Origin of the sequence: Pseudooceanicola atlanticus, assembly GCF_000768315.1 — a bacterium.
In the GTDB taxonomy this organism is placed as follows: Bacteria; Pseudomonadota; Alphaproteobacteria; order Rhodobacterales; family Rhodobacteraceae; genus Pseudooceanicola; species Pseudooceanicola atlanticus.
Map to the genome: position 1 here is coordinate 63,585 of NZ_AQQX01000012.1, position 12,601 is coordinate 76,185.

Annotated in this window: 13 protein-coding genes; 2 read left to right on the forward strand and 11 right to left on the reverse strand. The window is 60.0% G+C overall.

Annotation, left to right across the window (positions count from 1 at the left end):
* Window positions 1-25 precede the first annotated feature (25 nt).
* From ATO9_RS18775 to ATO9_RS18810, 8 genes are all read right to left on the reverse strand, one after another.
* Window positions 26-1,177, reverse strand: coding sequence for an acyl-CoA dehydrogenase family protein (locus ATO9_RS18775; protein WP_043753080.1), 1,152 nt, complete (start codon window positions 1,175-1,177; stop codon window positions 26-28).
* Complete coding sequence (locus ATO9_RS18780) at window positions 1,174-2,298, reverse strand: acyl-CoA dehydrogenase family protein (protein WP_043753081.1); 1,125 nt, start codon at window positions 2,296-2,298, stop codon at window positions 1,174-1,176. The genes ATO9_RS18775 and ATO9_RS18780 overlap by 4 nt, the downstream gene beginning before the upstream one ends.
* Window positions 2,285-2,734, reverse strand: a complete 450-nt coding sequence (locus tag ATO9_RS18785; protein ID WP_027264320.1) for a MaoC family dehydratase — start codon at window positions 2,732-2,734, stop codon at window positions 2,285-2,287. The genes ATO9_RS18780 and ATO9_RS18785 overlap by 14 nt, the downstream gene beginning before the upstream one ends.
* The gene (locus ATO9_RS18790; RefSeq protein WP_028284916.1) at window positions 2,731-3,450 is read right to left on the reverse strand and encodes a transglutaminase-like domain-containing protein; all 720 of its coding nucleotides are present in this window, start codon (window positions 3,448-3,450) and stop codon (window positions 2,731-2,733) included. The genes ATO9_RS18785 and ATO9_RS18790 overlap by 4 nt, the downstream gene beginning before the upstream one ends.
* Window positions 3,451-3,513: 63 nt before the next feature.
* On the reverse strand, window positions 3,514-4,650 hold the full coding sequence (locus ATO9_RS18795) for a CaiB/BaiF CoA transferase family protein (protein ID WP_043753082.1): 1,137 nt from the start codon (window positions 4,648-4,650) through the stop codon (window positions 3,514-3,516).
* Window positions 4,651-4,660: 10 nt separating this feature from the next.
* Window positions 4,661-5,518, reverse strand: coding sequence for a MaoC/PaaZ C-terminal domain-containing protein (locus ATO9_RS18800; RefSeq protein ID WP_028284918.1), 858 nt, complete (start codon window positions 5,516-5,518; stop codon window positions 4,661-4,663).
* A 23-nt stretch (window positions 5,519-5,541) separates the two neighbouring features.
* Entirely contained in the window at window positions 5,542-6,693 is a 1,152-nt protein-coding gene (locus ATO9_RS18805) for a thiolase (RefSeq protein WP_043753083.1), read from the reverse strand.
* 3 nt (window positions 6,694-6,696) lie between these two features.
* Window positions 6,697-7,074, reverse strand: coding sequence for a Zn-ribbon domain-containing OB-fold protein (locus ATO9_RS18810; protein ID WP_043753084.1), 378 nt, complete (start codon window positions 7,072-7,074; stop codon window positions 6,697-6,699).
* A gap of 104 nt (window positions 7,075-7,178) precedes the next feature.
* Between ATO9_RS18810 and ATO9_RS18815 the strand changes: the two genes are divergently transcribed.
* Window positions 7,179-8,324, forward strand: coding sequence for a CaiB/BaiF CoA transferase family protein (locus ATO9_RS18815; protein ID WP_043753086.1), 1,146 nt, complete (start codon window positions 7,179-7,181; stop codon window positions 8,322-8,324).
* 30 nt (window positions 8,325-8,354) lie between these two features.
* Window positions 8,355-9,521: a CaiB/BaiF CoA transferase family protein gene (locus tag ATO9_RS18820; RefSeq protein WP_043753088.1), complete on the forward strand. Its 1,167-nt coding sequence runs from the start codon at window positions 8,355-8,357 to the stop codon at window positions 9,519-9,521.
* A 21-nt stretch (window positions 9,522-9,542) separates the two neighbouring features.
* On the opposite strand, the gene ATO9_RS18825 is transcribed toward ATO9_RS18820, so the two are convergent.
* The 3 genes from ATO9_RS18825 to ATO9_RS18835 form a co-directional block, all read right to left on the reverse strand.
* On the reverse strand, window positions 9,543-10,700 hold the full coding sequence (locus ATO9_RS18825; protein ID WP_081979662.1) for an acyl-CoA dehydrogenase family protein: 1,158 nt from the start codon (window positions 10,698-10,700) through the stop codon (window positions 9,543-9,545).
* Window positions 10,701-10,906: 206 nt separating this feature from the next.
* Window positions 10,907-11,833, reverse strand: coding sequence for an electron transfer flavoprotein subunit alpha/FixB family protein (locus ATO9_RS18830; RefSeq protein ID WP_043753090.1), 927 nt, complete (start codon window positions 11,831-11,833; stop codon window positions 10,907-10,909).
* Entirely contained in the window at window positions 11,833-12,591 is a 759-nt protein-coding gene (locus ATO9_RS18835) for an electron transfer flavoprotein subunit beta/FixA family protein (RefSeq protein ID WP_043753092.1), read from the reverse strand. Before ATO9_RS18835 ends, ATO9_RS18830 begins: the two co-directional genes overlap by 1 nt.
* Window positions 12,592-12,601: the final 10 nt, after the last annotated feature.

A 12,601-nucleotide genomic window follows, 5' to 3' on the forward strand; every position in this document is an offset into this window, starting at 1 on the left:
TCTATTTCCTCCGTGGGGTATTGAATTAACCAGGCAGCCCGAGGACCGCCTTGGACAGGATGTTTCTCTGGATTTCGTTCGATCCACCGTAGATCGTGGTGGGTCTGGCCTTGTAGAAGCTGGCCAGAACATCGACATTTATGTTGCCGACCTGAAGCGGCCCGATGGAGCCGCCATCGGGGCCGGCTGCTTCGATCATCAGCTCGGTGATGCGCTGGAAGCATTCAGTCACCCAAATCTTCAGCATGGAGACATCCGCACCCAGCGTCTCGCCACGTTTGAGCTGATCTGCAAAACGGGCATAAAGTGCGGCATGATCTTCCACATCCAGTGCCGCCTGGGCAAAACGGTCGCGGAACACCGGATCGTCAAACGCGCCACGGCCACGGGCAAAGCTCTCCAATTGCCCCAGCGCGTTCTGGGCCAGACTGGGCGAGCCGATGAAGATACGCTCGAAGCTCAAAAGAGCCTTGGCCATCGTCCAGCCCTTGTTCAACTCACCGACAAGGTTTTCGCGGGGCGTCCGGGCATCGTCAAAGAAAACTTCGCAGAACTCGGTTTCACCCGAAAGGGTGGTGATCGTGCGGACCTCGACACCGGGCTGATCCATCGGGGCCAGAACGAAACTGATGCCCTGTTGTTTTTTCGGCGCTTCCGGATCGGTGCGCACCAGCATGAAGATATGCGTGGCGTCATGCGCCATCGTGGTCCAGATCTTCTGTCCGTTGATGACAAAGTCGTCGCCATCAATATCCGCGCGTGTGCGCAGGTTCGCCAGATCGGACCCGGCGCCGGGTTCCGAGTATCCCTGACACCAGATGTCTTCGCAGGTCAGGATACGCGGCAGCCAGTAATCTTTCTGTTCCTGGGTGCCGAATTTGATGATCAGCGGCCCGACCATCTGCACGCCCATGTCGCGGCCGCGATTGACGCCCCAGCGCTGCTGCTCTTCGTAAAAGATCAGCAACTTGGCGGCGTTCAGCCCCATACCGCCGAATTCAGCGGGCCAGGCTGGCGCGACCCAGCCCTTGGCGTGAAGCTTGCGGTGCCAATGTTCGATCTCGGCGAACTTCGGTCGGTGCGGCAGGTGACGCAGCTCCTCGGGATATTCCGCCTCGAAGAACTGGCGCACTTCTTTGCGGAACTCTGCATCGGTCATAGCGTTCCAGTCGGTCATTGTGCTGCCCCCTCTGCTTCGCGTGTCTCGAACCATATCCGCCTGTGATAGGCATCGTCGCCCAACCAGGCCGACAGCACCAGCGCCCGGTTCAGGTAGAGCCCGATATCGAACTCATCCGTGTACCCGACGGCCCCGTGCAGCTGGATGGCGTCGCGGGTGATTTTCTTGGCGGCCGTGACGGCGCGCGCTTTGGCGCGGCTGGCAATCGGGGCCCGAACCTTCGGATCGGTTTCGCTATCCATCTGCGCAAGCGCCTCCCGCACTCCGGCCTGCGCGACCTCGCACATCACGTTGAGGTCGACGGCACGGTGCTGGATGACCTGGAATGATCCGATCGGCTTGTCGAACTGCTCCCGCGTCTTGATGTAGTCGAGCGTGATCTCGAAGGCGCGCTCGCTCAGGCCGACAAGCTCGGCCGCGGCAAGCGCCGTTGCATCGGCGACAGCCTCGGCCAGTGCAGTGAGAACTGCACCGCTGCTGGCCAATTCCGCGGCCGGAGTTCCCGAAAACGAAAGCTCGCCCAGAGAGCTGCCATCCGCCTGCGTCCGCTTGTCGATGACAAGCCCCTGCGCGTCTGCCTCAGCCAGAACCAGAACCGGACCATCATCCTGTTCGGCCACGACAAGGAACCCGTGCGAACCGATCGCACCGACGACCCAGGCCTTGCCACCGGTCAGCTTTCCGTCCGCGTATCGGCAGGTCGCATCGGCAGGCGCCCCGTCGGGGCCGCGTTCCTGCCAGGCAACCGCCAATGAAATTTCGCCGCCGATGAGCTGTGCCATCTTCGGATGATCCGGACAAAGGCGGCGCAGAAGGCCGAGGCTCAGACCGATCGTCGACACGACCGGTTCCGGGGCAATCACACGGCCGACTTCCTCGGCGATGACACCCCCGGCGGCTAGGCCCATGCCAAGCCCGCCCTGATCTTCGGGCACCGCCACGCCGAAAACACCGGCCTCGGCCAGTTCCCGGACCATCTCCGGATCGAAACCGCCCCCGGCATCACGGAGTTGTCGGGCTCTGTCACTTCCGCCCGCCCGTTCAAACAACGTGCGCACGCTCTCGCGCAACAGGCGAAGGTCTTCTTGTTCGCTGGAAAGGATATCAGTTTGTGTCATTTTGTTTTCGCTGGATCATCACGGGGGTGTCGGTCGAAAAAACGACCTCGCCCTCGGGGTTTTTGGCGCTGAGCGTATAGTGCAAAACACCTCTGTCGGGCTTGCTTTTTGACGGTGTGACCGAGTTGACCGTCAGTTCGACATCAAGGGGTTCGTTCGGGTGCACAGGCCGCAGCCAGCGCAAATTGTCAAAGCCCATGCCGCCGATATTGGCAACATCGACCATCATCTCGGTCATGACCGGCTTGAACACCTCAAGCATGGTCTGAAAGCCCGAGGCGATCAGGCTGCCATGTATGGCGGTTGCATAGTCTTCATCGGTGTGCAGCCGCTGCGGATCCCATTCCTTGGCAAAGGCCTTTATTGAATCCGCGCTCATCGGAGCGCTGCGAAAGCGATAGACTTGGCCCGGCGAGAAGTCTTCCAGATACCTCAAGAGGCACCCTCCTTTGCGAAACCGTCATCGTATCCGCTCGCATCCTTGGATATCCGGATGCGGTTGAATTCTTCCAGCTTCGGATAGGTTTCCTTGAACGCCACCAGGAACTCACCCATCGGCGCGTCGAAATAGAGACCACGGTCGTTCACATATTCCATGTGCCGGTGATTCTGTTCGTCGAACTCATGAAAGAGCGCGTCGTGATAGCCGTCGAAGACCAGGGGTTTGACCCCGAATCTTTCACACAGTTCCATGTTGAATGCAGGTGTCACCTTGTAGGCCTCATTCCCCAACCACAGCTGAACATAGCCGTGGTAGATAAAGAGATCGGTCCCCATCAACTCCTGCAACTTGGGTGTATTCAGGTGGTTGCGCACATCCGCGAACCCCAGAGCGGCGGGGATACCCACAGCACGCAAACAAGCCGCCAGAAGAATTGCCTTGGGAACGCAAAACGCCGCTTCCGCCCCAGCGATACGGCTGGCACGGTAAGAGTCCTCATCCAGCGCAAAACAATAGGGATCATAGCGAATATCGTCGCGCACCGCTTCGAATAGGCGGATCGCCTTGTCGCGATTGGTTGCGCCCACAGGGAGATCACGCAAAGCCGATGTCACGAAACCCTGCACTTCCAAGCTATCGCTTTCCACAAAGCGCGATGGCATGACATATCGCTCAGCTTCAGTCGGCAGGTCATCGTCAGACTTGTCCATTGGCCCCTCCCTTTTTCTAACAAATGTTAGATTACCGATTCAAAACCTGCCCGTCAACGGGATTTACTCTGTCTTTGGTTGGTCCACGCCATAACGCGTATTGTCTTCGCCCAGAGTGGCTGCAACTCCGACCGAATTTCCGGAAGAACGGAACTCCGGCGCAATTGGCAGCGGCAAAGCAGGCGCGTCCCGGCCGGAGATTTTTACGGTCCGCCCGAACACGTCACGCGCTTTGAAATGCGGGTCATGTGCCGCCTCGGCGGGCGTTTTCATGACCGAACAGCAGCAATCTGCCGCTGCCAGCAAAGCCTCCCAATGGGTCGAGGGATGTTCCCTCAGACGACGTGCAACCTCCGCGGCACAGGCATTTGGATCGGACCAATCATCGCGAAGGGCCACCGGCAAACCAATGACATCGCAGAACAACTGCCAAAACTTTTCTTCCAACGCGCCGACGGCGATCTGACGCCCATCCGCAGCCGAATAAAGCCGATACCGGGCCAGGCCACCCGTCAGACGGCTGCCACCGCTTTCGATGTTCTGCCCGGCAATCACACCTTCGGCATGGGCCCAATAGGCAAAGGCGAACGCCCCCTCGGCCATTGCGATATCCAGATGCGTCCCCTGCCCGCTTGCCTGGCGCGCAATCAGGGCCAGCAGGATATTCATCACCGCAGGATAGGTTCCGCCTCCGATATCGGCGACCAGCCCGAACGGGGCCGTTGGCTGGTCATCCGGTCCGCGACTGAGCGACAGGATACCCGCATCACCGACGTAGTTGAGATCGTGGCCGGCGGCGCTGGCCTTTGGTCCGGTCTGGCCATAGCCGGTGATCGAACAATAGATGAGACCGGGATTGATCTTTCGCACCGCTTCATAACCAAGCCCCAGCCGGTCCATCACGCCGGGACGGAACTGCTCTACCAGAACATCGGCCCTCTCGATCAAGGGGCGCAGACGTTCCACTGCGCCCCTTGACTTGAGGTCGATGGCCACCGATCGCTTGCCGTGGTTCAACACGGCAAATCCGATGCTCTCTCCGTCGATCTTGGGCTCGGTTTGGCGCGCGTCCTCGCCGACTCCGGGACGCTCGAACTTGATCACTTCGGCGCCAGCCTCGGACAGCATGAGCGTCGCCATCGGACCGGGAAGAAGTGTGCTGAAATCCAGCACCAGGATATCCTTGAGCGGTTGAGCCATCTTCACTGCCTCAGGCGAAGCGCGCCGCGCCGTTGTTCAGAACAACCACGTCGCGTGCCGGAATAGATGCTCGAAACCGGGCCTCGCCGTCCTCTTCCCAGATTTCGAACCGCACGGTTTCGCCGGGATAGACCGGCGCCGAGAACCGAACATCCAGACCGACAAGCCGGGCAGAATCATAGTCCAGCAACGTCTTGAGAATCGCCCGGGCCGCCAGCCCATAGGTCGCCAGACCATGCAGGATCGGGCGGTCGAACCCGACAGAACGGGCAACATCCGGGTCAGCATGAAGCGGATTGAAATCACCGCTGAGACGATAAATAAGGGCTTGGCGCGGCAGGGTATCGATATCACATATATGATCAGGCGCCCGATCAGGCAGCACTGCGGGTGCCGGACCCGCCTGGTTTTCACCGCCAAACCCCCCATCACCGCGACAGAAAGCCGACATCGCCACGCGCGCTAGTTTTTCGCCGCTGTCCGCGTCGATAATATCGCGGCTTTGGTAAATGACGGCTCCCTTGCCCTCGCCCTTGTCGGCGATGAAATCGATCTTGCTACGGCCGACAAGCCGGGCATGTGTCGGCAGCGGCTTGTAGATGTCGAGCCACTGTTCGCCGTGCAGCACTTTCTGCCAGTTTACGCCGGTCTTGGGATCGCGCAGCCAGAAGCCGGGATACCCCAAAATAACCGCCATCGAGGGAACTGCCTTGAGCCCGTCCTCATAGACATAGGCCAGCTCCTTTTTGTCGGTCGGATCCTCACCGAACCCAAGGCCGAGTGCATACAGGATGGTATCCCGCTCGGTTAGCGTCTGTTCGATTTCCTCAAAGTCCCAGTTCGACAGTGCATCGAAATCCAATGGCATTTGCTTTCCTCCCTTAGTTGCCGTCAGAGCGTGTTTTGAGATCCAAGTATGGCCGTGACCTGACTGGACAGCACACCGCCGTTGCCATGCGCCAGCGCCAGATCAATATCCTTCAACTGAATGCCTGGCGCGTCGCCACGGATCTGGCGGGCAGCCTCGATCACTGTGAAGATGCCGTACATCCCGGGGTGCACACAGGACAGGCCGCCGCCATTCGTGTTCACCGGCAAGACGCCGCCAGGCGCGATGCGTCCGCCCTCGACAAAGGCCCCTCCCTCGCCCTTGGCGCAGAACCCCAGATCTTCAAGAAACAGGATGGTATTGATGGTGAAGGCATCATAAAGCTCGACCGCCTGGATGTCCGCAGGGGTCACGCCGGCCGCCGCAAAAGCGCGCGCGCCCGAGGCGCGGGCGGCGGTCACGGTGAAATCCTTCATTTGCGAAATCTGCCGGTGCGAGCTTTCCGCAGCACTGCCCAGCACATAGACAGGCGCCTTCGGGAAATCCCGGGCGCGGTCCGCGTGGACCATAACGATCGCGCCGCCACCGTCGGTGACAAGACAACAGTCGCGCACGGTCAATGGATCGCCCACCATGCGCGCACCCAGCACGTCCTCGCGGGTCAGCGGGCCGCGCTCGAACGCTTCGGGGTTGCGCTGCGCCCAGGCCCGCGCGGCAACGGCCACGTCGGCCAGCTGTTCGCGGGTGGTGCCGTATTCATGCATGTGCCGCGCCGCGGCCATCGCGTAGGCCGAGATCGGATAGCGCGGATTATACGGCGCCTCGTAGGCCGGCGGACGTGAAGCGGTCACCAGTCTGCCCGATGCGGTGCGCTGGTTGGAGCCATAAACAATCAGCGCGACATCACACAGACCGGCATCAAGGGCCATGGTCGCGGACGTCAGGTAGTTTACGAAGGACGAACCGCCCGACATTGTGCCATCAATGAAACGGGGCTGGATGCCCAGATACTCCGCCGCCATAAGCGCCGGCATGCTGTCTTCCATCATGGTGCAAAACAGCCCGTCGACGTCGGACAGGTTCAGCCCGGCATCGCCAAGCGCCGCAAGCGCGGATTGCGCCATGACATCATAGGCCGTCAGGCCATGGGCTTCTCCGAAACCGGCATGACCGGTTCCCACGATGGCGGATTTTCCCCGAAGTTCAGTGGTCATGGCCTATCCCTCCGACGGTTTGAAAAGCACGGCCGGAACACCCTCAGCCTCGCCCACGAATGCGGTTACAGGCATGTCGATGACGACCTCACCTGGGGCAATGCCCTCGACCCGGCTCATCATCCGGACACCCTCGTCCAGCTCGACGACGCATACGTTGTAGTCGCCGCCCCGTTCGGGCTTTCGGCGCACGACTGTTGTGGTGTGGACCCGTCCCTTGCCGCCTGCCTGCTTCCACGAAATCGCGGCGCCATGACAATGGGGACACAGGACTCGCGGGAAAAAGTGATAGGCCCCGCAGTCGTCGCACTTGGGCAGCAGGATCTCTCCCTCTGCCAGCGCGCGCTGGAAAAACTGGTCTGGTCCTATGGCGTCCTGCACCGGCGTTCTCCTTCAAGCGATCCAGTCTTTGTCTAATCGTATTGATTATGTTTCTAACAATTGTTAGATTTAGTCAACCTTTTAGGATCAATTGAGAGAAACTCATGCCAGGTTCAGACTTAGCCCCCCTTTCCGGCAAACTCGTCGTTGCGTTGGAACAGGCAGTCGCCGCGCCTTTTTGCTCCTCGCGGCTGGCCGATGCCGGCGCGCGCGTGATCAAGATCGAACGCAAGGGAGCCGGCGATTTCGCCCGCGCCTACGATACCGCCGCCAACGGCGAAAGCGCCTATTTCACATGGCTGAACCGAGGCAAAGAAGCGGTCGCCTTGGACATTAAAGCCGACGAAGACCGTGAAATCCTGCTCAGGATGCTGGAAAACGCGGATGTGTTTGTTCAGAACCTGCTGCCGGGCGCGCTGGCCAAGCTCGGGCTCGATTCCGCAAGTCTGCGAGAGAGATTCCCGCGCCTCGTGACCTGCGACATCACCGGATACGGCGAAGACGGCCCGATGCGCAACGCCAAGGCCTATGACCTTCTGGTGCAATGCGAGAGCGGTCTGGCATCAGTGACCGGTACTGCGGACGGACCGGGACGGGTGGGCGTATCGGTCTGCGATATCGCCACAGGTATGACAGCCCATGCCGGAATCTGCGAAGCGCTTGTCGGGCGTGATCGCACCGGCAAGGGCAGCGGCGTTTCCGTGGCAATGTTTGATGTGATGGCCGACTGGATGTCGGTTCCGCTGCTGTATCACGATTACCTTGGCAAGCCGACACCGCGTGTCGGGCTGAACCACACGGTCATCTGCCCTTACGGGGCCTATGAATGCAAGGACGGTCAGCTTGTCGTCATTGCCGTTCAGCACAGCGGCGAATGGCAACGGTTCTGTGAACACATACTGGGCGATGCGGCTTTGGCAACCGACCCCCGGTTCCATGACAACACGTCGCGAATTGAAAACAAACCCGCGCTCGAAGTTCTCATCAAGGCCGTGTTCGCCTCGCATGACCGCGCCGAGATGCTGAAGCGGCTTGACGCTGCGGGCATTGCCTCGGGCGCGGTGAACGACGTGGCGACCCTGTCCGGTCACCCCCAGCTTGACCGGTCCGTAATTCGCACGCCTTCCGGTGAAATCAACGTCCCGACCCCCCCGATCCGGCGCAGCCTCGGCGAAACGGCACTGGGCCCCTGCCCGGCCTTCGATGCGCAAGGCAAGGCCCTTCGCGCCGAGTTCGGCCGTTGTTCATAAAAAACGGTAGGCAGCTAAGTGGACAATCAAATGACCGATGAGAACAATCAGGCGATCCTTCAAGACGTGAAGATCGTCGATCTGACTTCTGTAGTTTTCGGACCTTTGGCGACGCAGATGCTGGGCGATCTGGGGGCCGATGTGATCAAGGTGGAAGGCCCCGAGGGCGATCTTCTTCGCCAGGTCCAGCCATCGCGCAACAAGCTGATGGGTGCCGCTTTTCTGGGGGCCAACCGTAACAAGCGCAGTGTCGTACTCGACCTCAAAACACAAACCGGTCTCGATCAGTTGCGCAAACTGCTCATCGATGCCGATGTGATGATTTCGAGCATCCGGCCTGCGGCGCTTGCCAGATTGTCTTTGGAACCCGAAACCCTGCGCCAGGAAAACCCGAACCTGATCACGGTATCCGCCACCGGTTTCGGACAGGACGGGCCCTATGCCGCCAAGCCAGCATTCGACGATTCCGTCCAGTCGGTGTCGGGATTGGCCAGCCTGGCAACCTTGCGCGACCCCGAGGCACCGCCCGCTTATGCCCCGACAATTCTGGCCGACAAGCTTGGCGGGGTCACCGCCGCCTATGCCGTGATGGGCGCCCTGTTCCACCGCGAGCGTACGGGACAGGCCCAGCATGTCGAAGTTCCGATGTTTGAGACGCTGGCCGCCTTCCTGCTGGCCGAACATATGGATGGCGCCACCTTCGAGGAGGCTCCGCAGGATTTCGGCTATGCCCGCATGCTGGTTCCGCACCGGCGTCCGGTTCAGACCGCAGATGGCTACATCACAATTCTGCCTTACACCAACGTACAATGGGCACGGTTTTTCAAGACGGTTGGGCGCAATGACATGATCGACCATGTCTGGGTCACGGACATGGACGCCCGTAGCCGCAACATCGGCGCAGTATACGATATGGTGGCGCACATTGCGCTGACCCGGACCACAGATGAGTGGCTTGACCTCATGGAGCAGGCCGACATACCCGCCATGCCAGTGCGCAACCTGTCAGATTTGCCGAACGATCCCCATCTTGCCGCAACCGGGTTCTTTCAACGGATTGATCACCCGACCGAAGGTGCGATCTGGACGACACGCCCGCCGGTTCGCTTTTCGGCGACCCCTGCGCGACATGATCATCGCCCGGCCCCGCGACTTGGGGAACACAGCGACGAAATTCTGGGGCCGGGCAGGGAGTAGCCCCACCCGGCACCGGACGGATCAAACATCCATCGAGCGTGCGATCAGTTCCTTCATGATCTCGTTGGTGCCGCCATAGATCATCTGGACCCTGCTGTCGGCATAAAGTCGCGCGATGGGGTATTCCATCATGAAACCGTAACCGCCGTGCAGTTGCAGGCATTCATGCATGACCTCGTTCTGCGTCTGGCTGCCCCACCATTTCGCCATCGAAGCCGTGGCCGCATCAAGTTCGCCCGCTTCAAGACGCGCGAGCCCGTCATTTACGAAGGAACGTAGCAATTCGGCCTTGGTTTTGCATTCCGCCAGTTTGAAGCGTGTATTCTGGAAGTCCATGATCCGGCTTCCAAATGCCTTGCGGTCCTGAACATATTTCACCGTTTCATCGATCGCAAAATCAATAAAACCGAGCGCGGTAATGCCGATCATCAGCCGCTCCCAAGGCAGCTGCTTCATCAGCTGGTAGAACCCCTGCCCCTCTTCCGGACCAAGCAGGTTCGCCGTGGGCACGCGCACATCCTCGAAGAACAGCTCAGCAGTATCCGAACCTTTCATACCCAGTTTCTTCAGGTTCCGTCCCCGGCGAAAGCCCTCGGCGCCCTCGGTTTCCAGAACGATCAACGAAACGCCCTTGGCGCCGGCGTTGCGATCGGTCTTTGCCACGATAACAACGAGATCCGCCGTGTGCCCGTTTGTGATAAAGATCTTCGAACCGTTGATCTTGTAGTGGTTGCCATCCTTTTCCGCATAGGTTTGTACGTTCTGGAGGTCAGAGCCCGTTCCAGGCTCGGTCATGGCAATCGCCGCAACGCTGTCGCCGCTGACCAGTTTCGGCAACCACTTTTTCTTCTGTTCCTCACTGCCATATGCGTTGAGATAATGGATTACGATGGACTGAATCCCATAGCCCCAACCCGTATCACCGGTGCGCCCCTGCTCGTAGACGGTAATCGCGTCGAACCCGATGCCGCCACCGAACCCACCATATTCTTCGGCAATCGAGCCACCCATGACACCCTGCTGACCGACTGTTTTCCAGAAGTCGCGGTCAACAATTCCCTGCTCCGCCCATTTTTCAATCTTCGGAGCCATCTCTGCATCGAAGAGCCTGCGTGTACTATCGGCGAACATCTTGTGTTCATCCACTGCCCAACTCGGGGAGTTCTTGATCAGAGACATGTTTTATTCCTATCGGTTCATGCTTGCATTGAAGAAATCTAACAAGCGTTTTATTTCCTGGCAATGAACCCGAGGCGTTCTGACGGGGCGTCACAAGGCTTCGGACCGTGCGCATCCGGATTTATCCAATCACGCGCCGCCCATTCGGCTCGTACAAAAAGGCCCGCCAAAACAGGCGGGCCTTTTTGTAATTTTTTCGCAATGACTTACAGCCTGTCGGTCAGTTCGGGCACGGCGTCGAACAGGTCGGCAACCAGACCGTAATCGGCAACCTGGAAGATCGGGGCTTCTTCGTCCTTGTTGATCGCGACGATGATCTTGCTGTCCTTCATGCCGGCCAGGTGTTGGATCGCACCCGAGATGCCAACGGCGATATACAGGTCAGGCGCGACCACCTTGCCGGTCTGGCCAACCTGCCAGTCGTTCGGTGCAAAGCCCGAGTCGACGGCGGCGCGGGATGCGCCAACGGCGGCGCCCAGCTTGTCGGCCAGTTTCTCGATCAGGGCAAAGTTCTCTTCGGAGCCGACGCCGCGCCCACCGGACACGACCACACCGGCCGAGGTCAGTTCGGGACGATCCGATGCGGCGACCTTGTCTTCGACCCATTCCGACAGGCCGGGGTTGTCCCCGGCACCGATGCTTTCGACCGAGGCAGACCCGCCTTCGCCAGCGGCATCAAAGGTCGAGGTGCGGAAGGTGATGACCTTTTTCGCATCCGACGATTTGACGGTTTGAATCGCGTTCCCGGCATAGATCGGGCGCTCGAACGTTTTGCCATCGATAACGCCGGACACGTCCGACAGGACCATCACGTCCAGCAGCGCGGCAACGCGCGGCATGACGTTCTTGGCGTCCGTGGTGGCCGGGGCGACGATATGTTCATAGTCACCGGCCAGCGATGCGATCAGCGCGGCGGTCGGTTCGGCCAGGCGGTGACCCAGCGATGCTTCTTCGGCGACCAGAACCTTGGTCACGCCGTCGATCTTGGCGGCGGCGTCGCCTGCGGCAGCAGCAGAGGCGCCCGCGCACAGAACGGTCACATCGCCCAGGGCCTTGGCCGCGGTCACGGCCTTGGCGGTTGCGTCGATTGCCAGTTCACCATCGGAGACTTCTGCGAGAAGAAGAACAGCCATTATACAGCCCCCGCTTCTTTGAGTTTTGCGACCAGCTCGTCCACCGAGCCGACCATGATACCGGCCGCGCGTGCCGCGGGCTCGGAGGTTTTGACGATTTCCAGACGCGGCGTGGCATCAACGCCGTAATCATCGGCGGTTTTCTCATCCAGCGGCTTTTTCTTGGCCTTCATGATGTTGGGCAGCGACGCATAGCGCGGCTCGTTCAGGCGCAGGTCCACGGTGACGATCGCGGGCATCTTGACCTTGATGGTCTGCAGGCCGCCGTCAACTTCGCGGGTCACGACGGCACTGTCACCGTCGATGTCCAGTTCCGAGGCAAAGGTACCCTGCGACCAGCCCAGCAGGGCCGACAGCATCTGGCCGGTGGCGTTCATGTCGTTGTCAATGGCCTGTTTGCCCGCCAGAACCAGACCGGGCCGCTCTTCCTCGACGATCTTGGCGAGGATTTTGGCAACGGCCAAGGGTTCGATGTCGGTGTGCACGTCATCGGCAGCGACAACCAAGATCGCGCGGTCTGCACCCATGGCCAGGGCGGTGCGCAGGGTTTCCTGGGCCTGTTTCACGCCGATCGAGACCGCAACGACCTCCTCGGCCTTACCGGCTTCCTTCAGGCGGATGGCTTCTTCGACAGCGATTTCGTCAAAGGGGTTCATCGACATTTTAACGTTGGCCAGATCGACACCGCTTCCGTCCGCTTTGACACGAACCTTCACGTTGTAGTCGATCACGCGTTTCACAGGCACGAGTACCTTCATTGGCGTGGTC

Bases quoted from the DNA above. Each gene is read 5' to 3' on its own strand.
- ATO9_RS18775 (WP_043753080.1), bottom strand. From the start codon at position 1,177: ATGACCGACTGGAACGCTATGACCGATGCAGAGTTCCGCAAAGAAGTG.
- ATO9_RS18780 (WP_043753081.1), bottom strand. From the start codon at position 2,298: ATGACACAAACTGATATCCTTTCCAGCGAACAAGAAGACCTTCGCCTG.
- ATO9_RS18790 (WP_028284916.1), bottom strand. From the start codon at position 3,450: ATGGACAAGTCTGACGATGACCTGCCGACTGAAGCTGAGCGATATGTC.
- ATO9_RS18795 (WP_043753082.1), bottom strand. From the start codon at position 4,650: ATGGCTCAACCGCTCAAGGATATCCTGGTGCTGGATTTCAGCACACTT.
- ATO9_RS18800 (WP_028284918.1), bottom strand. From the start codon at position 5,518: ATGCCATTGGATTTCGATGCACTGTCGAACTGGGACTTTGAGGAAATC.
- ATO9_RS18805 (WP_043753083.1), bottom strand. From the start codon at position 6,693: ATGACCACTGAACTTCGGGGAAAATCCGCCATCGTGGGAACCGGTCAT.
- ATO9_RS18815 (WP_043753086.1), top strand. From the start codon at position 7,179: ATGCCAGGTTCAGACTTAGCCCCCCTTTCCGGCAAACTCGTCGTTGCG.
- ATO9_RS18820 (WP_043753088.1), top strand. From the start codon at position 8,355: ATGACCGATGAGAACAATCAGGCGATCCTTCAAGACGTGAAGATCGTC.
- ATO9_RS18825 (WP_081979662.1), bottom strand. From the start codon at position 10,700: ATGTCTCTGATCAAGAACTCCCCGAGTTGGGCAGTGGATGAACACAAG.
- ATO9_RS18830 (WP_043753090.1), bottom strand. From the start codon at position 11,833: ATGGCTGTTCTTCTTCTCGCAGAAGTCTCCGATGGTGAACTGGCAATC.
- ATO9_RS18835 (WP_043753092.1), bottom strand. From the start codon at position 12,591: ATGAAGGTACTCGTGCCTGTGAAACGCGTGATCGACTACAACGTGAAG.